Genomic DNA, 20,994 nt, shown 5'->3' on the forward strand with positions numbered 1-20,994 from the left:
TTCCTCTTTACCGGCTCTTTTATCTGGATGATTTGTATAATTTTTCTGAAATAACCGCCCCTTCGCAATCCGACGAAAGAAAAGTTGCGAATGATCGTCTTTTCAAGAAGCACCAATAGATACAGGGATCTTCTCGAATAACGGTAAATTGAAACCGGGCCTTATCTAAGCAAATACCCGATGGGCGCTTTAGATCGGGATTCGCCTTAGAGTATCGCCCGGCCCACAAACGGTCGGAGGCGGCCGCAAGGACCGCCCCCTTCCCCTCGTCAGGATCGCGCTCAGCGGGTCGCGCCGCTGGCCTGTCCCTGCGCGGCGCTCTCGATCTGCTGACCGTTCATGGTCGAGATCAGGCTCTTGCCATTGCCGCTGGCGGCAAAGTTTCCGGCGGGCAGCGTGACATCGCTGTTGCGCGCCCGCATGACCACGCTCTGCACCCGGCCATTGCTGTCGGCCACCACCTGACGCACCTTGCCCAGACGCGATCCGTCGGGGGCGGTGATCGTCATGCCGGGCTTGACGGCGGCGCTGCCCGCGACCTGCGAGGCCGCGCTGCCCGCCAGCGCCAGATTGCTGCTGCCCAGCGAACCGGCGGCGGAAAGCGAGTTTTGCGCGCTGCCCTGCGCGGCGGCGCTCAGGCCATTGGCGCGCCCGGCAACGTTGGCGGCGGCGTTAGAGGCCGCATCCCTGCCGCGCGAGGCGGCATTCGTCGCCGCCATATTGGCGCGTGACACGGCGCCCGATGCCGCAGAGCGCGCATCGCCCACCGCCCCATTGGCCCGCGTGGCCGCCGTACGGGCGCCATTGGCCACCTGATCCGTGCCGATCAGTTGCGCATTCGCGCTGCCGCTGCCGGTGGCCGAACCGCTGGCCGAAAGCGCGCCATCGACGGTGCGCGTTCCGGTAACCGGAGCGGTCGTCGTAGTGGTCTGGGTCAGATTGGCCGCGCCATTGCCGGTCACGCTGCGATTGGCGTCCACCTTGCCGTTGCGGGTGTTGACATGCTGGCTGCCGGTGGTGTTGCCGCCGGCCGTGGCGGTGCTGCGGGTGGTAGAGCGCGTGGCGGTTTCCACCTGCGAAGTGGCCGAACCGATGGTGCCCATCGATCCGAAACCGCCCATCGATCCGAAACCGCCCATCGAACCTGCGCCACCGATCGCGCCGCCCAGACCGCCGCCAATGGCGCCCCCAAGGCCGCCGCCACCGCCCAGCAACTGGGCATGGGCAGGCGCCGAGGCGAGGCTGAGAACCAGAGCGGCGAAAGCAAGGCTGGAAATGCGGGTCATGTCGTGTCTCCTTCATGATGATATTGGGAACCACGTCCTGGGGTTCTGATGGGGAAACGAGTGCCGAAGCGGATTTCTTCCAAAGAAAATTCGAAAATTTTTAAAAGGAAATCCCCGCAGAAAGGGATGAACCTTCCTGCGGGGACCCTGCCGCCTGCCGTTGGTAGCCGATAATCAGGCGGCATAGGGGGTAAGGATGATTTCCACGCGGCGGTTGGCGGCGCGCCCGCTGATGGTGGCGTTCGAGGCGATCGGTTCGGTCTTGCCAAAACCCTGCACATGCATCCTTGCGCCATTGACGCTGCGCTCGGCCAGATAGTCGGCCACCGCATCGGCGCGCTTTTCCGACAGGCGCTGGTTATAGGCATAGGAGCCGATGGCATCGGTATGGCCGTTCACATCGACATAGGTGGCCGGATATTTGCCCAATGTGCGCGACACCGCATCGAGCACGCCGTAAAAGCGCGGCTGGATGTCATGCTTGTCAAAGGCGAAGGTCACATCGGCGGGCATTTCCAGCACGATCTGATTGTTGCGCTTGATCACCTCGACCCCGGTGCCGCGCAGGTCATTTTGCAGCACGACATATTGGCGGTCGATATAGGCGGGCGCCTCGGCATAGGCGATGGGCACGATGCCCGCATTGACGATGGCCACGCGGCGCACCGCCACATCGGGAATGGCCGGAACAATGGCGGGAACGGCAACCACCGTGTTGACACGGCTGACCACCGGCACCGCAACCGCAGGGCGGGCCACAACCGGCGCGCGCACCGCAGGAGCCTCGACATCCTGCGCCAGAGATCCGGCCACGCCCAGCGAACCCGTCGCCCCGCCCAGCGCCCCGCCGACACCCAGAGCGCCGCCGATCCCGCCGCCCAGCAACTGGGCGTGAACCGGGGCGGCCAGAGCCAGCGTCATCGCAATGGATGCGGCGATGTTGAAAGTCTTGCTCATGATCTGTCTCCTTCATCTGTGCCAGCCTTCGAAAGAGAGCGTTGCGACTGGCTATGATGAGGAAACGATGGGGCTTGCGGTTTTCTTCCCGTCCGCACGCGGATTTTTTCAGATGCCCTTGCGGCAAGCGTTGCAGACAATGCCCCGCCCGGTGCGCGCGCCCGCGCCCACCGCCTCGCGGTCCAGCGCGGCCAGAGCGCCCGATGAATAAGCCGCCAGACGCGCGGCCACCAGCGGCGCGGCAAAGGACGTGCCTCGCAAGGCCACGCGCCCGGACAGGCCCACGGCGGTCATATCCGCCCCCGGCGCGGCATAATCGAGATGGCTGGCCCGCCCGGCCTCGAACAATACGCGCCCCTTGCCGTCCACCCCGGTCACGGCGACCACCCCGCGATACGAGGCCGGATAGGACAGAGGCGAGGCCGCGCCGTCATTGCCGACGGCGGCCACCACAAACATCCCCCGTGCCTGCGCTGCGGCCACCGCGCGCTCCAGCAGGGGATTGGCCGGGCCGACAAGGCTGATCGAGACGACCGGCACGCGCTGCGCCGCCATCCAGCCCAGCGCCTTGGCGATGGCCAGCGCATTGCCGCCCGCCGGGTCCGCGCCATAGACATCGGCGGCAAAGACATGCGCCACCCCCGCCCCGCCCAGCAGCGAGGCAATGGATTGGGCATGCTGATTGGGGCGCGGGGCGCCGATGGCGAAACCGGCCTGCGCCGAAAGGCGGGCATCGGGCCGCACGCCGCCATCGATCAGGCCGACGGTGCCGCCCCTTGGCGATGGCATGGAGGATGATCCGGCGGCGGGCGCCGTCTGGCCGCTGGGGAAATGGATCTGGTCGGCTGTCACGGTCTTGGCGGGCAACAGCTTTTGCAAGGCGCGCGTCGCCTCGGGCAGGGAAACACCGGCGGGGGTCTCCAGCCGGGCAAAGCCCACGCCCAGCCCTTCCAGATCGCCCTGTTCGATCAACCGATAGCCCGATTTTTCCGCCAGCGTGATCGCGGCCGGATCAGGATCAAGCAAGAGCAGTTCATGCGCGCGGGCAGGCGATCCATTGGCATCCATCGCCACCGTGCCCCGATTGCGGCGCACGAAATCATCCAGCCGCTGCAACCGCAGATCAGCCAGCGCGCCCAGATCCTCCAGCGGGCGCGCCACCATTGATGCCGCCTCATCCATCGTGCCGCGCAGCCTGTCGACCGCCCCGCCCAAGGTCTGACCAACAGCGGGCAGTCCAAGCTGGGCCAGCGCAGGCCCCGCCGCCCCCGCCAGCAGCGCGGCCATAATCCCCAGCCTGATCAACCGCTGTCGCACTCTCTTGCCCTTTGTTCAAAAAAATCGCACCAACGCGGAAGAAACGAGCGTGGTCGTCCGTTTCATCCATGACAAGGTGCAAATCATTGCCGACGGCTCAATTCAGCGCCCAATTCAACGAGGGACTGGTCAGGCTTTTGCCGCAGATGCGGCGGTTTGCCCGTGGCCTGACGCGGGACGGGGCCGATGGCGACGATCTGTGCCAGATGACAATCGAACGCGCGCTCAAGTCCTCGCATCTGTGGGCCGAGGGCACGCGGCTGGATTCATGGGTGTATCGGATCATGCGCAACATCTGGATCGACGAGGCCCGCGCTCGCAACCGCGCCGGCCGGACCTTCGCCCCCGAGGAGGACGGCGAGCATGTGGGCGTGGCGGGCGATGCGGGAATCGAGGCCCATGTCGAACTGGGCAATGTCGAGCGCGCCATGGCGCAATTGCCCGATGAACAGCGCGAGGCCGTGATGCTCGTGCTGGTCGAGGGCTTTGCCTATAAGGAGGCGGCCGAGATCATCGGATGCCCGATGGGAACACTGACCTCGCGCCTGGCGCGGGGGCGCGACGCGCTGATGCGCGCGTTGGGAGAACAATCATGAGCATCAGCCGCGAAGAAATCATGGCCTATGTCGATGGCGAAATGGACGAGGCCGCGCGCGCCAGGGTGACACTGGCGGCGTTGAGCGACCTTGACCTTGCCGAGGCGATTGCGCGCGAGCGTGCGCTGCGCGAGCGGCTGCAGGGCCATTTTGCAGGCGTGGCGCAGGAGCCTGTGCCCCCGGCATGGGAAGCGATGATCCGCAAGGCGCAGTCCGCCGAAACGCCCGCCGACGCGCAGGCGGAAGCCCCGATCGCGCCGCCCGCCCCCGTCATCGACCTTGCCCAGGTGCGCCGCAAAAAGGCCGATGAGGCCAAGGCGGCCCGGCCCAAAATCCCCCTCTCGCAGCAGAAATGGTTTGGCGGGGCGATTGCCGCCGCGCTGGTGATGGGCCTGTTCCTTGGCGGCCAGATGATGCGCAGCGAAGGGCCGATCACGGCCAAGGACGGCGCGCTGCTGGCCTCGGGCGATCTGGCCCATGCGCTGGACCGGCAATTGGCCGCCAATGAAGGTTCGACGCGGATGATCGCCACCTTCCGCCGGGGCGACGGGGCGGTGTGCCGCGCCTTTTCGGGCGCTTTGGCCTCGGGCATCGCCTGCCACGACGGCGATGGCTGGCGGTTGGAGCATGTGATGCCCGGATCGGACGCCTCGGGCGCGCAATATCGTCAGGCAGGCTCGGCCGATGCCGCCGTGATGGCCATCGCGCAGGATATGGCCGTGGGCGAACCGATGGATGCCGCGCAGGAAAGGGCGGCCCGCGACAAAGGCTGGCGCTGAAATTTCCATCGTTGGCATCTGATCGTTTGAACGCTGTCAAAAACAGGGTTGAAATCCTCTGTTCTTGCGCTCAAATCTCATTTTGACAACGGTAACATAAAGCGCGCCGACAGCGGGGGCAATGATCGCTTTTGCGGCGCGGGCAGAGGATAGTCGTGACCACCATCAAGGATGTGGCCGAGCGCGCGGGCGTCTCGATCAAGACCGTTTCGCGCGTGCTGAACGAAGAGCCGCATGTGCGCGCGCAGGTGAAGGAGCGCGTGCGCGCCGCGGCAAGCGAGCTGGATTACAAGCCCAATCGCGCGGCCAGCCGCCTTGCGGGCGGACGTTCTTTTCTGATTGCCCATCTCTATGACAATCCCAACCCCAGCTATATTTCCGCGCTGCACATAGGCGCGGCGCGGCGATGCCGGGAACTTGGCTATCATCTGGTGGTCGAACCGGTGAACAGTCAGGACAAGGATCTGATCGGACTGGTCCAGCGTCTGGTCGCCACAATTGCCCCCGATGGTATTCTGCTCAGCCCGCCGCTGTCGGAAAACACCGGATTTGTCGAAAGCGTGCGCAAGCTGGGCGGGCGGATCGCGCTGATCTCGGCCACGCATGGCGATGAATTGACGCATATATCCACCGATGAACGCGGGGCCAGCAAGGCGATCATGGCGCATCTGCTGGGCCTGGGCCACCGCCGCATCGGTTTCGTGCGCGGCCACCCCCAGCATTTCGGCGCCACGCTGCGCTATGACGGATACTGTCAATCGCTGATCGAGGCGGGGCTGGAGTTGGAACCGGCACTGGTGGCGCAGGGCTATTTCGACCTGCAATCGGGGCTGGAGGCCACCCGTGCCCTGCTTGCCCTGCCCCAGCGGCCCACGGCGATCTTTGCCTCGAATGACGAAATGGCGGTGGGCGCGCTGATGGCCGCGCGCGAATTCGGGCTGAATGTGCCGGAGGATCTGTCCATCATCGGCTTTGACGATACGCCGATGAGCCGCCTGATCTCGCCCGCGTTGACCACCGTGCGCCAGCCCTTGGAGGCCATGGGCGCGGCGGGGGTGGAAACCATTGTCTCGCCCGACAAGGCGCCGAGGGATTATCTGGATTTCGAGATCATCCTGCGCGATTCCTGCGCGCCGCCGAAGGGGTGAAAGCTTGCCTCCGGCGGGCAAAGGGCGGGGGCCCTTTGCAATCCCGTGCCTTGGGTGGGGGATTGATGGCGGGTGGGTATTCCATGATGATGGATAGCCGCTGCGCGGCGGGGTCTACCCGGTATCAAACTTGCCATTCACGATGCGGGGCGTCATCGTAGGACACGTTTCGCCATAAAAGGATGCGGGCATGAATTACCGCCTGACGCTGCGCCTGACCAATCGACAGCGCTGGGAGGTGACGGTGTGGCGGCAATTGGACGGCACGATGAAGCTGAGCGGGAAGCAGCGGCTTTGACGGCCCCCGTGCTTGGCGCCATCATGGCCCAGCGTTCCGCCAGCGCGCAGGCCCTGTTGGCGCAGATTGTGGCGCGCTGGGGCGCATCCCTGCGCATCGCGGGCGTGATCGAAGAGCCGCCCCAAAGCGGCGAGGACTGCTCGCCCGGCACGCTGGTCAGCATCCACGATGGCGCGCGTTTCCCGCTGGGTCAGGATCTGGGTTGCGGGGCGCAGGGCTGCACACTGGATTCAGGCGCGCTGGTTTCGGCGGCGGCCTGGGTGGAAACGCGCCTGTCCCGACCCTGCGACCTGCTTATCCTGAGCAAGTTCGGCAAGATGGAGGCCGAGGCGGGCAGCGGTCTGCTCTCCTGCCTGTTGGCGGCGCTGGATCAGGGGGTGCCGGTGCTGCTGACGATCTCGCCCCGTTTTGTCGGGGCATGGGCCGAATTTGCCGGACCCTATGCCCAGACCCTGCCGCCCGACCTTGCGGCGGTCGAGGATTGGCTGGAACGGATCACAGCGCCCGCATCGCTGCCGCCGCAATAGAAAAGCTGCGCCGCCGCGCTTCCTGATCGAACATCTGGCCCGCAACGATGATCTCATCGGCCCCGGTCCGCGCGATCAGGCGACGCAGCATCGCCTCTACATCGCCCTGCGTGCCAATGGCGGTGCAGGCCATCACCTGATCCAGCATGGCGCGATGAGGCGCGGGCAGGTTCTCGTAATAATTTTCCACCGGCGGCTTTACCCGCCCCCCGCCCTGCCCGGTGCGCAGCGCGACAAAGCCCTGCTGCATCGTCGAGGCCAGAAACCGGGCCTCTTCCGCCGTGTCGGCGGCAAACACATTGCAGGCCACCATCACATGCGGCCGGTCCAGCACCGCCGAGGGGCGGAACAAGCGGCGATAGACATCCACCGCTTCATCCAGCATGGCGGGCGCGAAATGCGAGGCAAAGCCATAGGGCAGGCCCATCGCGGCGGCCAGTTGCGCGCCATAGGTGCTGGACCCCAGCACCCACATTTCAGGCCGCGCCCCCGCGCCCGGCACGGCGGGAAAGCCCGCCCGCGCGTCACCTGCGAAATAGGCCTGCAATTCCATCACCTGCTGCGGAAAAGCATCGGGATCGCCATGGCGCAGCGCCATCGCCACCCGCCCGTCCGACCCCGGCGCGCGGCCCAGCGCCAGATCGATCCGCCCCGGATAGAGCGCGTCAAGCGTGCCGAATTGCTCGGCAATCTGCAAAGGCGCGTGGTTGGGCAACATGATCCCGCCCGAGCCTATGCGGATGCGCGAAGTATGCCCGCCGACATGCGCCAGCACCACCGAGGTCGCCGCCCCGCCAATGCCGGGCATACCATGATGCTCGGCCACCCAGTATCGGGCAAACCCTTCGGCCTCGGCATGGGCGGCAAGGGCGGCAGCATGGCCATAGGCCTGATGCAATGTGCCGCCTTCGAGCACGGGGACAAGATCGAGGACGGACAGGGGGATAGACTGGCTCATGCGCCCCTATCTGGGCACGGGGCAGGCCCGCCGCAAGGAGGGCGCTGATTTATGCGCAGGCCGGACAGCTCTCGCCCGCGACATAGAGCGGCGAGGCCTGCTCCTCCTCGCCCACCGGCGCGCCGCATGCCGCGCAGGACACGTGGCGGCCCAGCGCAAGGCCATGGCCCAGCGTCACGCGTTCGTCGAACACGAAACATTCGCCTTCCCACAGGCTCTCTTCGGCAGGCACTTTTTCGAGGTAATTGAGGATGCCGCCCTTGAGGTGATAGACTTGCTCAACGCCCTCGGATTTCAGGAAAGCGGTGGATTTTTCGCAGCGGATGCCGCCTGTGCAGAACATGGCCACCTTGGGCTGCTTGCCCTCTCCCAGCAGTTGGTCCCGCCGGCTGCGGAACCAATCGGGAAATTCCCGGAAAGAGCGCGTGTTGGGGTCGATGGCGCGCTGGAAAGTGCCCGCCACCACCTCGTAATGGTTGCGCGTGTCGATGACGATCGTCTCCGGGTCCGCGATCAGCGCGTTCCAGTCCTGCGGTTCGACATAGGTGCCCACAATGGCCAGCGGATCGACGCCCGGCACGCCCATCGTCACGATCTCACGCTTCATGCGCACCTTCATCCGGCCAAAGGGCATCGCGGCGGCGTGCGAATATTTGACCTCCAGCCCGGCGCAACCGGGGATCGCGCGGATATGATCGACCACGGCGGCAATCCCTTGCGCGCTGCCGGCGATGGTGCCGTTGACCCCCTCGCCCGCCAGCAATAGCGTGCCCTTGATCCCCTGCTCCTCGCAAAGCGCCAGCAAAGGCTCGCGCAGGGACGCAGGTTCGGCAAAGGGGGTGAAGTGGTAAAGCGCGGCAACGGTGATCATGGGGGCGGCCCATAGCGCGATTTGACGCATCGCGCAAAGCTGGGCTGGCCCTCTTGCGCCTTGCCTGCTAGGCGGCGCGGATGCTGAACATTTCCGATGTCACCGTGCGCCTTGGTGGCCGCACCATTATTGATCGCGCCAGCGCCGCCCTGCCCACGGGCGCGCGGGTGGGCCTTGTCGGGCGCAATGGCGCGGGCAAATCAACATTGGTCAAAGCCATCATCGGCGAACTGGAGCCCGATGACGGCAGCATCGACATGCCCCGCCGCTCGCGTCTGGGCTATATCGCGCAGGAAGCGCCGACCGGCACCGCCACGCCGTTTGAAACCGTGCTGGCCGCCGACACCGAGCGCGCCGCGCTGCTGGAGGAAGCCGAGACTTCGACCGATCCGCACCGGCTGGGCGATGTGCATGACCGGCTGATCGCGATTGACGCCTATACCGGGCCTGCCCGCGCGGCGCGCATTCTGCTCGGCCTTGGCTTTACCGAGGAAATGCAGGCGCGGCCCCTCGATTCCTATTCGGGCGGGTGGAAAATGCGCGTGGCGCTGGCCTCGCTGCTGTTTTCGCAGCCCGATGTGCTGCTGCTCGACGAACCCTCGAACCACCTCGATCTGGAAGCGACGCTGTGGCTGGAAAACTTCCTGCGCGCCTATCCCGGCACGCTGCTGATCATCAGCCATGAGCGCGATCTGCTCAACAATGTGGTCGATACGATCCTGCATCTGCAAGGCGGCAAGCTGACGCTCTATGCGGGCGGATACGATTCGTTCGAGCGCCAGCGCGCCGAACGCGCCGCCCAAGCCGCCGCCGCCAAGGCCGCACAGGACGCCCAGCGCGCCAAGCTGGAGGATTACGTCCGCCGCAATTCGGCCCGCGCCAGCACCGCCAAACAGGCCCAGTCGCGCGCCAAGATGCTGGCCAAGATGCAGCCCGTGCTGGGCATGATCGAGGACCCCTCGCTCTCGTTCAACTTTCCCGATCCGGCCGAATTGCGCCCGCCGCTCATCACGCTGGACCGCGCGGCGGTGGGCTATGGCGACACGCCGATCCTGCGCCGCCTGAACCTGCGCATCGACCCGGATGACCGCATTGCCCTCTTGGGCCGCAACGGCAACGGCAAGACCACGCTGGCGCGCCTGCTGGCCGGACAATTGCCCGCGATGGAGGGCGAGATGGTCACGGCGGGCAAGCTGAACATCGGCTATTTCACCCAGTATCAGGTCGAAGAACTGGCCGGGGGCGACACGCCGCTGGTCCATATGGCCCGCGCCATGCAGGGCAAGCCCGAAAGCGCGGTGCGCGCCCAGCTTGGCCGCTTCGGCTTTTCCGGCCCCAAGGCGACCACCTCGGTCAGCCAGCTTTCGGGCGGCGAGCGGGCGCGTCTGGCGCTGGCCCTTGTGACGCGCGATGCGCCGCATCTGCTCATCCTCGACGAACCGACCAACCACCTTGATGTCGATGCGCGTGAGGCGCTGGTGCAGGCGTTGAACGATTATCAAGGCGCCGTCATCCTGATCAGCCACGACCGCCATATGGTCGAAATGACCGCCGACCGCCTCGTCCTTGTCGATGGCGGGGCCGCCGAGCCCTATGACGGCAGCATCGAAGATTACATCGACTTCATCCTCGGCCGGAACCAGCCCAAGGCCACGGCGGCCGACGGCAGCGCCAAAGCCGCCCCCAGCGCGGCGGTCAAGGCCAACAACCTGGCCTGGGCAGAGGTCAAGGAATTGCAGAAAAAGGTCGCCAAGGCCGAAAAGGACATGGCCAAGGTTCAGGCCCGCATCGCCGAAGTCGATGTGGCCCTTTCCGACCCCGTCAAGGCGGCGGTGGCATTAAAGGGCATGAATATCGGCAAGCTGGGCCAGATGCGCGAGAAGCTAGAGACCGAACTGGCGGACGCAGAGGCGCATTGGATGACGTTGGTGGAGAAGCTGGAGGGGTGAGTTTGGCGGTTTTGGGGGTTTGATTTGCCTCCGGCGGGCAAAGGGCGGGGGCCCTTTGCAATCCCGTTATTGTCGGCAAGGTGCGCTGTGGCGAGGTGGTGGGTTTTGAGGGCCGCTGCGCGGCGGAAGGACGACAGCTAAGTTAGGGAGAGCGGACGTTGTATCGTTTAAGCTCGAATGATAGCTTGCTGCTATGGATACGCTTAGTTCATGGCCAGACGCTTATGCCGATTATCACAAACGGGTACGATGGTACTGGGCGGTAGGTTTCGGTCAGGTTCTCGCGACCATTTTGCTGGTGCCACTAGCGTTTTCTATCTCCGAAACCTTTGCCACCGCGTTATTCCTAATTTCACTATTGAGCTATCTTCCTGCATTTATACTTGTTTCCATGCACTTAATGGCATTTAAATGCCCGAAATGCACTAAATCATTTGCTGGCATCTGGTTTTCATTGCCGCCGCCAATTCAATCGAACTGCATAGAGTGTGGCCTTTCTGCAAGGTGACGTAGCGTCCGCAACAGCACCGCATACGGAACGGCAAGCTTCTTCCCGCGAAGCGGCATAACTCTCCTTCAGAACGCCGCCCTTAAACCATCCGCCTCGTCATCCCGCAATGCCCCCAATACCGGGATTGCAAAGGGCCCCCGCCCTTTGCCCGCCGGAGGCATAAAACCCCCAAAAACAAAGCGAGGCGAGGAAAGCCGAAACCTTCCCCGCCCCACTTCGCACCTTGGATCAGGCGGAGCCTAGGCCCCGCCCGTTAACTCATCGCGTCGCCTTGGCGTCGGCGGCGGTTACCTTATCCTTGTACTTGTTGCCGAAATTGCTGCGTACATAGTTGACCACATCGGCAACCTGCTGGTCACTCATCATCTTGCCGACGGGGGGCATGCCATTCTTGCCGTGCAGGACGATGTAGAGCGGGTAGCCAGCCGAGGCGAGGTTCTTGTTGGCGGCGAGTGCGGGGTACATGCCCGCTGCCTTGGCGCCCTTGGCATCGGGCATGTGGCAACCGGCACAGACGCGCTTGTACATGGCCTCGCCGGTGGGTTCGGAGAATTTGAACAGGCTGACGAAAGCGCCATCGGCATCGCCTGCCGATTTTTCGCCGGGCTTGGCGATCAGCGTGGTGGGCTGGGCATCGCCGCGCTGGGCATGGGCCGGTGCGGACAAGCCGAGACCGAGAGCGACGATAGGAAAGAGGATCTTCTTCATGGATTTCACCCTGCCACAACACGTTGATGCAGACGCCCGATAGCGTCGAGCGAGGAGGTCAGCGCGCCTTCCTGCCATGCCGGAATGAACGAGGCATGCTCGCCCGCCAGCAGGATGCGGCCGTCGATCTGGCACAGGTTGTCGTAATGCTCCTTGCGCGCCTCGGGGCTCCAGTTGCCAAAGCAGCCCTGCGTCCAGGGCACGCGGTGCCAGCCCACGGCCACGCCGTTCAGGAACTCGTCCTTGTACTGGGGGTGGATTTTCGAACCCCATTCGACCGCGCGGGCTACACGCTCGGCAGGCGGCAGCGAGGTGAATTCATAGGCATAGGCGCCGAAAGTGTAGCCGCCCAGCAGCGTGGCGGGTCCGCTCGAGCCATAGCGTGTGGACGGGTACGAAATCTGGGTGATCGGCAGATCGGTATAGGAAATGCCGCCAAAGATGTGGTCGTCCTGCTCCCAGAAGCGGCGCTTGAATTCGAGGCCCACCTTGAAGCCCGCCTCATAGGGCACCGCGCGGATGGCATTGGCCATCTTGTCGCCCACATTCATGTCGATCTGTGAGAGGATCGAGAGGGGAATGGTGCACAGGCAATAGTCGGCGCTGGCGGTGCCGCGCTGGCCGGTCTTGGTGTCCTCAAACGTGGCGGTCACGCCCTTGGCGTCCTGCTTGATCGACACGACCTTGCTCTTGAAGCGCACGAACTGGCCTACATGCTTTTCAAAGCCCTTGGCCACATTGTCCATGCCGCCCACCGGCTGGAAGATCGAGCTTTGGCGCTCAATGCCAAAGCCCGCCGACAGGCCGGTCCACAGATGCGATTGCAGGACGGTGGAAAACTTCATCGGTTCGGACGGGATGGGATAGGCCGAAAGGCCGCCGCCCGGATTCTTGGCCCAGCCGCGACGATCCGAGCTTTCCGGCCCCTTCACATAGCGCAGATCCTTGTCCAGCGAACCCCAGTCGCGCAGCGCTTCAAGCAGGATCTCGGCGTCCTCCTTGGTGACATCCTCCGACAAGGCCTGCTTGTTCACCGCCTTGGCCAGCAACTCGCTGGTATGGCCCATGAAATCGGCCTGGATCTCGCGGTAACGGATGGGCTTGCCGCCAAAGGCCTGCGTGTTGTGCAGCAGGGCGTTGGTGTTGACCTGCATGAAGGGCTCGAGCGCGACGCCCAGTTCATTGCAATACGAGATCATGCCCTTGTGGTCATAGGGCAGACGCCACGGGCCCGGATTGATATAGTTGCCCGGCGCGAAACCGACATTCTGCGTTGCCCCGCCCAGTTCGGTAAAGCTGTCGCCCCCGCGCAGCGTCCACGAACGGCCGCCCACGCGATTGTTATATTCCAGCACCTGCACCTTATAGCCCGCACGGCTGAGTTCGAGCGCCGCGACCAGCCCCGCCACGCCCGCGCCCAGAATAAGCACCGAAGCGCCCTTGACGTCGCCTTCCAGCTTGGGCTTGCCCTTGAACGTGGTGGCATGGGCCTGATTGAGGCTGGACATGGCCATATACATGGCCGAAGCGCCCGCCGTCTTGCCAATCATGGCCAGCAGATCGCGCTTGGTCATCTTTGGAAGGAGCCCATTCGCGGCTGAATTGTCGGTCATTCTCAGGTTCCTGTTCGCATGTGCAACGAGGGGGGCAGCATAAGGGGGCGGCAAAGGCGGCTCTGCAACCTCTTCTGTCTTACCATAGGGATTGTCAGGCTCTCAGGACAATTGAGGATTCCTAACAAAGCTTGGGGGCTGGATTGGGAAATCGGCGCAAATTTCGCATTTGTTGATACGCCAATGTGCTTATTCCGCATGACCTTGCCCAAAAGGGCCAGTGCCTCCTTTTCCGCCGGATCGGGGCGGGCGGCGCATTTTTCGACCGTTCGCCCCGCCTTTTCCGGCATAAAATGCCGCATCGCGGCATACGCATGACACAAAGCAATAAAAGCGACATAAAAGCCCGGTCTATACGCCGAAGCCAGTATATGCCCCCCACCCTCCCGGGCGTAGCCAATCCTCATCGGGACCCCGCCCCCGGTTTCACAGCCCCCGTGAATCCGGTCGCGACCATGCCCCGACCCAGGGATCAAGGTTTAACCATGAGGGAAATTTGCATGAAGAAACTGCTGTTCACCACCACGGCGCTTGCCCTCTTTGCGCCGATGGCGGCTCAGGCGGCTGAGGCCGATCAGGCCGAACCTTCGAGCGAGATCATCGTTACCGGCACGCGCCAGACCGGCATGAAGGCCGCCGACAGCGCCGCCCCGATCCAGCTCATCGGCACGCAGGCGTTTCAAAGCGTGGGCCAGCAGGATCTGACGCAGGTTCTGGCTCAGACGCTGCCCTCGCTGAACTTCCAGGGCTTTGGTGGCGATACGGCCAACCTGACCCTCTCGGCCGCGCTGCGCGGCATCAATCCCAATGACACGCTGGTGCTGATCAACGGCAAGCGCCGCCACACCACCGCCAACCTCGCCGTGCTGGGCGGCAGCCCCTATTCGGGCAGCGCCACCACCGACCTCTCCTTCGTGCCCACCAACGCCATCGGCCGCATCGAAGTGCTGCAGGATGGCGCCGCGGCGCAATATGGTTCGGACGCGATCGCGGGCGTGGTCAACATCATGCTGAAAAGTGCCGACCATGGCGGCAGCTTCACCGCCACGGGCGGCAGCAACTATGAAAACGGCGGCAAGACGGCAGCCACCGCACTCAACCTTGGCTTCAAGCTGGGCGAAAAGGGCTTCGTCAACGTCACCGGCGAATACAAGTTCCACGACTATACCTCGCACGGCAATTACGACCGCCGCTACTTCTATCCGGACGGCACGCTCAAGCCCGGCCAGAGCGCAGTGATCGTCAATGGCCTGAAGGGTTTCGCCGGCTATCCCAACGTCAACAACATCAATGGCGATGCGCGCTATTCGATTTACAACCTGTCGTTCAACGCAGGCTATGACGTAGGCTCGGACGCGCAGGTCTATGCTTTCGGCACCTATGGCAACCGCAACGCCAAGGCGTTTGAAAACTATCGCGCACCCAACCGCGTTTCGGGCACGACCAGCACCGGCACGACCGTCTATCCGCTGCCCAATGGTTTCCAGCCGCAGGAAAACATCCGCGAGGAAGATTTCTCGCTGACCGCCGGGATCAAGGGCAAGGCCGCGCAGTGGAACTATGACCTCTCGCTGACCTACGGCAAGGATGCGGTGGCGCTCTACACCATCAATTCGGCCAACCCCACGCTGTTCTCCATGGCCCAGTCGGCCAGCCCGACCGCGTTGACCGGCCTCCAGCGCAATTTCTATGACGGCCAGCTCTCGAACAGCGAATGGGTCGGCAACATCGACATCAGCCGCGATTTCGATCTGGGTATGGCCAAGCCGCTGACTTTGGCCTTCGGCGGCGAATATCGCCAGGGCAACTATTCGATCACCTCGGGTGAATACGGCTCGTATGCCTTTGGCGGCGCGCAGTCCTATCCCGGCTTTGCGCCCACTGATGCCGGTTCCTATGGCCGCAATTCCTATGCCGGTTATATCGACGTGGCGGCCGATCCGATCGCCGGGCTGCATGTCGATGTGGCGGGCCGCTATGAACATTATTCCGACTTTGGTTCGGCCTGGTCGGGCAAGTTCAACGCCCGTTATGACTTCTCGCCCGCCTTTGCCATTCGCGGCACGGTTTCCAACGGTTTCCGCGCCCCGACCCTGGCCGAATCCTATTACTCGTCGGTCAACGTCGGCCCCGGCTCGACCTTTGGCCAGCTGCCCCCCAACTCGGCAGCTGCCCAGCTTCTCGGCTTCTCCAAGCTGAAGGCGGAAAAGTCGACCAACTTCTCGTTCGGCTTCGTCGCCCATCCGCTGCCCAAGCTGCAGATCACGGTGGACGCCTATCAGATCAAGATCCGCGACCGCATTGTGGCCTCGGGCGACATCTACGGCTTCAACAGCGCGTATAATGCCAACAACGGCATTGTATCGCAGGCGGTGCAGAATGCGCTGATCTCGCGCGGCGTGTCGCTGGCTGATGCCACCTCCTATTCGGGCATCAACATCTTCACCAACGGCGCCGACACCCGCACCCGCGGCGTGGAAGCCACCGCCACCTACAGCAGCGATTTCGGCGACATGGGCAAGGTCGACTGGTCGCTGGGCGCGAACTACAACAAGACCGAGATCACCCGCATCTCGCCGCTGCCGACGGCCGTTTACAACGCCGGCTTTGGCCAGACCGACCTGCTCAGCGCCTCGGCCAAGGATGCGCTGACCACGGCCACCCCGCGGGTCAAGCTGATCGGCAACGCGCTGTGGAACATCGGTCAGTTCTCGGTCAACCTGCGTGAAACCATGTATGGCAGCACCAGCCAGCACACGGTCGGCGCCGGCGATGGCCTGCTCTATCTGCAGCACATCGGCACCACCTTCATCACCGACCTCAACGTCGGCTACAAGCTGACCCCCAAGATCCGTTTCGATGCGGGCGCGAACAACCTGTTTGACAAGCAGGCGCCGACCACCCGCCTGCAGAACGATGGCTCGCGGCCGATTTCGGGCAATGTGTACAACAGCCCGATCAGCTTCACGCCTTGGGGTATCAACGGGGGCTATTACTACGCCCGCGTGACCGTCAATTTCTAATCCAGCCTGACACCTGCGGCCCGGCCTGCCGTCCTTTAAAGGGCGCGCAGGCCGGGCTTTTTCTTTGCCCATTGCGGCCCTTTGGCCCTATGCGGATAATGTGATGAGCGATCCTTTTGCCCAAGCAGCAGCGGCGCTGGCCGATGCCCCCGCCCGCGCGGAAAAGCTGGCGCGCGCGCTGGCGGCCCGCGCGCCGCAAGACCCCCGCCCGCGCCTGATTCTGGCCTCGGCCCTGCGGCGACAGGGGCGCTGCGTCGAGGCGCTGAGCCTGCTGGCGCCCTTGGCCCAAGCCTTCCCCCGTGCGGCGCGCACGCGCTATGAACTGGGTCTGTGCCTACGCGCGACCGGGCGCGGGGCCGACGGACTGGCGCAGCTCGAAGCGGCGGTCCAGCTTGACCCGGCGCTGGGCGAGGCATGGGAAGCGCTGGCCGATACGGCTTTTTCCATGGGCGATGCCGCGCGCGAAACGCGGGCCAGAGCGGCGCTGGCGCGGCTCTCGACCGATCATCCCGATGTGGGCCGGGCGGCCGAAATGGTGGCGCTTGGCCGCCATGGCGAGGCAGAACCGATCCTGCGCGCCTTTCTGCTGGCCCAGCCCAACCATGCCGAGGCCTCGCGCCTGCTGGCCGCCTGTTATGTGGCGGTGCGGGCCTTTGACAATGCCGAGACTTTGCTGCGTCATGCCTTGACGCTCGATCCCGGCTTTACGATCGCCCGCTTCGATCTGGCCCGCACTCTGTTTATGCGGCAGGAGGCCGAGGCGGCGATGCGCGAGCTTGCGCCCCTGCTGGCGGCCGAACCGGCCAATCCGGCCTATCGCAATCTTCAGGCCGGTTGCCTCGCGCTGCTGGGCGATGAGGCGGGGGCCGAGGCTTTGCATGCCGGTTTGGCGCGGGAATTTCCCGGCAATCCGCGCGTGGCCATCAACCACGGCCATGCGCTGCGCACCAAGGGCGAGCGTGATGCCGCCATTGCCGCCTATCGCCGCGCGGCCTCGCTGGCGCCGCATGTGGGCGAGGCGTGGTGGTCGCTGGCCAATCTGAAGGTAGCGGCCTTGAGCGAGGACGATCTGGCCGCCATGCGCGGCCTGCTGGCGCGACGCGATCTGGCCGAGGTGGACCGGATGCATCTGGAATTTGCCGTGGGCCGCGCCGCTGAGGATGCGGGGCGCGCGGGCGATGCCTTTGCCCATTATGCGCGGGGCAATGCGCTGGTGCGCCGCCATTTCGGTATGGAGCCCGAAGACTATCCCGCGCAGGCGGCACAGGTTTCGACACGTTTCACGCCCGAATTTTTCGCCGCCCGCCAAGGCTGGGGGGCCGACAGCGACGCGCCGATCTTTGTCGTCGGCCTGCCGCGCTCCGGCTCGACGCTGGTCGAACAGATTCTGGCCAGCCACCCGGATATCGAGGGCACGATGGAATTGCCCTATATCGGCGCGCTGGCGGCGCGGATCGCGGCGCAGGGCGAGGATGCCGTGGCGCTGGCCGAGCCCGCGCAGGTGCGCGCATGGGGTGAGGAATATCTGGCGCGCGCGGCGGTGCATCGGCGGCTGGGCCGGGCGCGGTTTATCGACAAGATGCCCAACAATTTCCGCCATATCGGCCTGATCCGGCTGATCCTGCCCCATGCGCGGATTGTGGATGTGCGCCGCGCGCCGATGGCCGCCTGCTTCTCCGGCTTCAAACAGCTCTTTGCCGAAGGGCAGGAGTTTTCCTATGATCTGACCGAACTGGGCCGCTATTATCGCCACTATCTCGCGCTGATCCGCCACTTTGCGCATGCCGCGCCGGGGGCGGTACACACTCTGGTCTATGAGGATCTGGTTGAGGATACCGAGGGGCAGGTGCGCCATTTGCTGGATGCGGTTGGGGTGGATTTCGATCCGGCCTGTCTGCGGTTCTTCGAAAATGACCGCGCGGTGAGGACCGTGTCGAGCGAACAGGTGCGGCGACCGATCTATCGCTCCGGGCTGGACCATTGGCGGGCGTTTGAAGCGGATTTGGGGGCTTTGAAGGAAGCCTTGGGGGATGCGTTGGAGGGGTGGCGGTAGGGAAGGTTTGCCTCCGGCGGGCAAAGGGCGGGGGCCCTTTGCAATCCCGATAAAGGGTGGCGCTTCGTTGGCGGCGGGGCGTTTTGCGAAATGAATGAAAGCCTGCGGCGCTGTTGAATGGCGCCGCAGGCTTTCAAATTTCAACCTCGCGTCCAACACATAAGGCCGAACCCGCGCGCAAGGCAGACAATTATAGGAGCGCGAGGGGCTAGCCCCTCGCAGAATCAAAATCGCGAAGCGAATAGCGGCCAAGCGCAACGCCTGACCGCCAACCTCAAATCACTCCGCCGCGATCCCCGCTGCCTTGAACATGTCCTCGGTGCCCTCGCCTTCGTCGAACACCAGCGCGGCCGGGTCATTGGCCTTGGCCTTGCGGCGCGAATCGAAGCTGCTCCAGACGGTGTTCCAGTCGCCGCGGGTGGCGCCCTTGGAATATTCGGTGGCGCGGGTTTCAAAGAAATTGGCGTGTTCGACGCCGTTCAGCAGCGGCTGGAGCCAGGGCAGCGGGTGGTCTTCGATCATGTAGATCGGCTGAAAGCCCAACTGGCCCAGACGCCAGTCGGCGATGTAGCGGATGTAGCGCTTGATGTCCTTGGCGCTCATGCCGGGCACGGGGCCCTGTTCGAAGGCCAGATCGATGAAGGCGTCTTCGAGGCGCACCGTCTTTTGGCAGCAGTCGATGATGTCTTCCTTGACCGCCTTGGTCAGGCAACCGCGTTCGGCCACAAAGGCGTGGAACAGCTTGGTGATGCCTTCGCAGTGGAGCGATTCGTCGCGCACCGACCACGAGACGATCTGGCCCATGCCCTTCATCTTGTTGAAGCGGGGGAAGTTCATCAGCATGGCGAAAGAGGCAAAGAGTTGCAGCCCTTCGGTAAAGCCGCCGAACATGGCCAGCGTGCGGGCGATATCCTCGTCCGAATCGACGCCAAAGGTGGCCATGTAATCGTGCTTGGCCTTCATTTCCTCATATTCGAGGAACATGCCATATTCGGTTTCGGGCATGCCGATCGTGTCGAGCAGATGCGAATAGGCCGCGATATGGATCGTTTCCATGTTCGAAAACGCCGCCAGCATCATCTTGATCTCGGTCGGCTTGAACACGCGACCGTATTTTTCGTGATAGCAGTCCTGCACCTCGACGTCGGCCTGGGTGAAGAAGCGGAAGATTTGCGTCAGCAGGTTGCGCTCATGCTCGGAAATCTTCTGCGCCCAGTCGCGACAATCCTCGCCCAGCGGCACTTCCTCGGGCAGCCAGTGGACCTGCTGCTGACGTTTCCAGAAGTCGTAAGCCCACGGATATTCGAAGGGTTTGTAGGTCTTACTGGCTTCGAGAAGGGACATGCGACTGCTCCAGAATCGGCGGTTTTCAAAGGCCCGAGACGGGCGGGAGCGCCAAGAGATACGCGGCCCGGCCCATCAACAGATAGATGGTATTGCGTGCAGGCAACCACAAGGTCTTGTGGATATGCGTTACATCGACTGTGCGCGCTTGATAACAGTTTCGGGGCCGGGATGCATCGGCCCGCTGAGCTTTCCCACAGATTCGGCGGAGGAATTTTTTGTCGGGGAAGAAGGGAGAGAAAATGCGAGGGACTGATTGAGAGAGCCGATTTGTCGAGACAAATCGGTTGGCCGCTCGCGCTCCCGTTACTGTCTGCGTTGCGCCACGGGTTCGGCCAATGGGTGTCGGACGCGGCCTCGAAACAGGAAAGCCTGCGGCGCTGTTGAATGGCGCCGCAGGCTTTCCAATTCAACCGACTGGCGCCCCGCTGCAAACAAAGCGCCACACCCGTAAAGGGATTGCAAAGGGCCCCCGCCCTTTGTCCGCCGGAGGCAAACCCTTATTTCCAGAACCAGCGCGGCGACAGTCCGCGCCCTTTGCGAAAACCCCACATCTGAACATAGAGCCAGATGCCCGAGATCGAGAAGAAGAGCAGCGCAAAGCCGGTGAGCGTCGAGATCACCACGCCGACCGGGCCGAATTCTTCGCCCGAATGCAAGTGGTGGAGCAGGCCGACAAGGCTCTGGCCGCCCTTTTGCTTGGGCCGGCACATCACGTCGGGCGGACAGACGAAATCGGGCTGGAGCTTGGAAACCGGGGCCGGGGCGCCCTGCGCCTGCTGCGGCTTGCCTTGCGTCAGCGGCACGATCTGGCTGAGCACGCCGGTTACGGCCATCCACAACATGAAAACGCCGAAAAACAGGCTGAGCCAGCGGTGCCACTTACGCATGAAATTCCCTTCCTAGAATCGGGCCTTGAACAAGCGCGGTCCCGTTGCGCGCCAAGGTTACGCGCTGATGAAAAGCAGGCAATGCGACATATTGGCAAGCCGCGAAGGGTGAGAAAATGTCGCAAGGCGTGTCAGAGGGCAGATTAAGGATAGATGCGAGGGACTC

General features: G+C 63.9%; 16 protein-coding genes. 7 read left to right on the forward strand and 9 right to left on the reverse strand.

The window, feature by feature from the left end:
- Positions 1–281 precede the first annotated feature (281 nt).
- From PQ457_RS13625 to PQ457_RS13635, 3 genes are all read right to left on the reverse strand, one after another.
- On the reverse strand, positions 282–1,286 hold the full coding sequence (locus tag PQ457_RS13625; protein WP_273617349.1) for a hypothetical protein: 1,005 nt from the start codon (positions 1,284–1,286) through the stop codon (positions 282–284).
- A 174-nt stretch (positions 1,287–1,460) separates the two neighbouring features.
- Complete coding sequence (locus PQ457_RS13630; protein WP_273617350.1) at positions 1,461–2,243, reverse strand: OmpA family protein; 783 nt, start codon at positions 2,241–2,243, stop codon at positions 1,461–1,463.
- A 108-nt stretch (positions 2,244–2,351) separates the two neighbouring features.
- On the reverse strand, positions 2,352–3,560 hold the full coding sequence (locus tag PQ457_RS13635; RefSeq protein WP_273617351.1) for a S8 family serine peptidase: 1,209 nt from the start codon (positions 3,558–3,560) through the stop codon (positions 2,352–2,354).
- Between the two features lie 146 nt (positions 3,561–3,706).
- Between PQ457_RS13635 and PQ457_RS13640 the strand changes: the two genes are divergently transcribed.
- The 4 genes from PQ457_RS13640 (at position 3,707) to PQ457_RS13655 (ending at position 6,908) form a co-directional block, all read left to right on the forward strand.
- Positions 3,707–4,156: an RNA polymerase sigma factor gene (locus PQ457_RS13640; RefSeq protein ID WP_273619332.1), complete on the forward strand. Its 450-nt coding sequence runs from the start codon at positions 3,707–3,709 to the stop codon at positions 4,154–4,156.
- Complete coding sequence (locus tag PQ457_RS13645; RefSeq protein WP_273617352.1) at positions 4,153–4,935, forward strand: anti-sigma factor family protein; 783 nt, start codon at positions 4,153–4,155, stop codon at positions 4,933–4,935. The genes PQ457_RS13640 and PQ457_RS13645 overlap by 4 nt, the downstream gene beginning before the upstream one ends.
- A 155-nt stretch (positions 4,936–5,090) precedes the next feature.
- Entirely contained in the window at positions 5,091–6,083 is a 993-nt protein-coding gene (locus tag PQ457_RS13650) for a LacI family DNA-binding transcriptional regulator (protein ID WP_273617353.1), read from the forward strand.
- A 321-nt stretch (positions 6,084–6,404) separates the two neighbouring features.
- Positions 6,405–6,908: a DUF2478 domain-containing protein gene (locus PQ457_RS13655; protein ID WP_273617354.1), complete on the forward strand. Its 504-nt coding sequence runs from the start codon at positions 6,405–6,407 to the stop codon at positions 6,906–6,908.
- Here the strand turns inward: PQ457_RS13655 and PQ457_RS13660 are convergent.
- On the reverse strand, positions 6,877–7,866 hold the full coding sequence (locus PQ457_RS13660) for an LLM class flavin-dependent oxidoreductase (RefSeq protein WP_273617355.1): 990 nt from the start codon (positions 7,864–7,866) through the stop codon (positions 6,877–6,879). The two genes, PQ457_RS13655 and PQ457_RS13660, sit on opposite strands and share 32 nt — an antisense overlap.
- A gap of 49 nt (positions 7,867–7,915) precedes the next feature.
- Complete coding sequence (trhO, locus tag PQ457_RS13665) at positions 7,916–8,737, reverse strand: oxygen-dependent tRNA uridine(34) hydroxylase TrhO (protein WP_273617356.1); 822 nt, start codon at positions 8,735–8,737, stop codon at positions 7,916–7,918.
- An 80-nt stretch (positions 8,738–8,817) separates the two neighbouring features.
- Between trhO and PQ457_RS13670 the strand changes: the two genes are divergently transcribed.
- Positions 8,818–10,686 carry an ABC-F family ATP-binding cassette domain-containing protein gene (locus tag PQ457_RS13670; protein WP_273617357.1) on the forward strand — a complete coding sequence of 623 codons (1,869 nt, stop codon included), beginning with the start codon at positions 8,818–8,820 and terminating at the stop codon, positions 10,684–10,686.
- A gap of 769 nt (positions 10,687–11,455) precedes the next feature.
- Here the strand turns inward: PQ457_RS13670 and PQ457_RS13675 are convergent.
- Both PQ457_RS13675 and PQ457_RS13680 read right to left on the reverse strand, forming a co-directional pair.
- On the reverse strand, positions 11,456–11,905 hold the full coding sequence (locus PQ457_RS13675) for a c-type cytochrome (protein ID WP_273617358.1): 450 nt from the start codon (positions 11,903–11,905) through the stop codon (positions 11,456–11,458).
- Positions 11,906–11,910: 5 nt separating this feature from the next.
- Complete coding sequence (locus PQ457_RS13680) at positions 11,911–13,479, reverse strand: flavin monoamine oxidase family protein (protein WP_273617359.1); 1,569 nt, start codon at positions 13,477–13,479, stop codon at positions 11,911–11,913.
- 539 nt (positions 13,480–14,018) lie between these two features.
- Between PQ457_RS13680 and PQ457_RS13685 the strand changes: the two genes are divergently transcribed.
- Positions 14,019–16,541 carry a TonB-dependent receptor plug domain-containing protein gene (locus PQ457_RS13685; protein ID WP_273617360.1) on the forward strand — a complete coding sequence of 841 codons (2,523 nt, stop codon included), beginning with the start codon at positions 14,019–14,021 and terminating at the stop codon, positions 16,539–16,541.
- Positions 16,542–16,644: 103 nt separating this feature from the next.
- Positions 16,645–18,594, forward strand: coding sequence for a tetratricopeptide repeat-containing sulfotransferase family protein (locus PQ457_RS13690; protein WP_273617361.1), 1,950 nt, complete (start codon positions 16,645–16,647; stop codon positions 18,592–18,594).
- A gap of 279 nt (positions 18,595–18,873) precedes the next feature.
- Here PQ457_RS13690 and PQ457_RS13695 read toward each other — a convergent pair whose 3' ends face one another.
- Complete coding sequence (locus tag PQ457_RS13695) at positions 18,874–19,938, reverse strand: ribonucleotide-diphosphate reductase subunit beta (RefSeq protein WP_273617362.1); 1,065 nt, start codon at positions 19,936–19,938, stop codon at positions 18,874–18,876.
- A gap of 500 nt (positions 19,939–20,438) precedes the next feature.
- Positions 20,439–20,828 carry a PepSY-associated TM helix domain-containing protein gene (locus PQ457_RS13700; protein WP_273617363.1) on the reverse strand — a complete coding sequence of 130 codons (390 nt, stop codon included), beginning with the start codon at positions 20,826–20,828 and terminating at the stop codon, positions 20,439–20,441.
- Between the last annotated feature and the right edge of the window lie 166 nt (positions 20,829–20,994).

The organism is Novosphingobium humi (assembly GCF_028607105.1).
Classification (GTDB): Bacteria; Pseudomonadota; Alphaproteobacteria; order Sphingomonadales; family Sphingomonadaceae; genus Novosphingobium; species Novosphingobium humi.

What these genes read in the sequence shown, in the direction of transcription:
- PQ457_RS13625 (WP_273617349.1), bottom strand. Translation starts at nt 1,286, where the DNA reads ATGACCCGCATTTCCAGCCTTGCTTTCGCCGCTCTGGTTCTCAGCCTC.
- PQ457_RS13700 (WP_273617363.1), bottom strand. Translation starts at nt 20,828, where the DNA reads ATGCGTAAGTGGCACCGCTGGCTCAGCCTGTTTTTCGGCGTTTTCATG.
- PQ457_RS13640 (WP_273619332.1), top strand. Translation starts at nt 3,707, where the DNA reads ATGCGGCGGTTTGCCCGTGGCCTGACGCGGGACGGGGCCGATGGCGAC.
- PQ457_RS13680 (WP_273617359.1), bottom strand. Translation starts at nt 13,479, where the DNA reads ATGACCAAGCGCGATCTGCTGGCCATGATTGGCAAGACGGCGGGCGCT.
- PQ457_RS13690 (WP_273617361.1), top strand. Translation starts at nt 16,645, where the DNA reads ATGAGCGATCCTTTTGCCCAAGCAGCAGCGGCGCTGGCCGATGCCCCC.
- PQ457_RS13675 (WP_273617358.1), bottom strand. Translation starts at nt 11,905, where the DNA reads ATGAAGAAGATCCTCTTTCCTATCGTCGCTCTCGGTCTCGGCTTGTCC.
- PQ457_RS13630 (WP_273617350.1), bottom strand. Translation starts at nt 2,243, where the DNA reads ATGAGCAAGACTTTCAACATCGCCGCATCCATTGCGATGACGCTGGCT.
- PQ457_RS13655 (WP_273617354.1), top strand. Translation starts at nt 6,405, where the DNA reads ATGGCCCAGCGTTCCGCCAGCGCGCAGGCCCTGTTGGCGCAGATTGTG.
- PQ457_RS13645 (WP_273617352.1), top strand. Translation starts at nt 4,153, where the DNA reads ATGAGCATCAGCCGCGAAGAAATCATGGCCTATGTCGATGGCGAAATG.
- trhO (WP_273617356.1), bottom strand. Translation starts at nt 8,737, where the DNA reads ATGATCACCGTTGCCGCGCTTTACCACTTCACCCCCTTTGCCGAACCT.
- PQ457_RS13695 (WP_273617362.1), bottom strand. Translation starts at nt 19,938, where the DNA reads ATGTCCCTTCTCGAAGCCAGTAAGACCTACAAACCCTTCGAATATCCG.
- PQ457_RS13670 (WP_273617357.1), top strand. Translation starts at nt 8,818, where the DNA reads ATGCTGAACATTTCCGATGTCACCGTGCGCCTTGGTGGCCGCACCATT.
- PQ457_RS13660 (WP_273617355.1), bottom strand. Translation starts at nt 7,866, where the DNA reads ATGAGCCAGTCTATCCCCCTGTCCGTCCTCGATCTTGTCCCCGTGCTC.
- PQ457_RS13685 (WP_273617360.1), top strand. Translation starts at nt 14,019, where the DNA reads ATGAAGAAACTGCTGTTCACCACCACGGCGCTTGCCCTCTTTGCGCCG.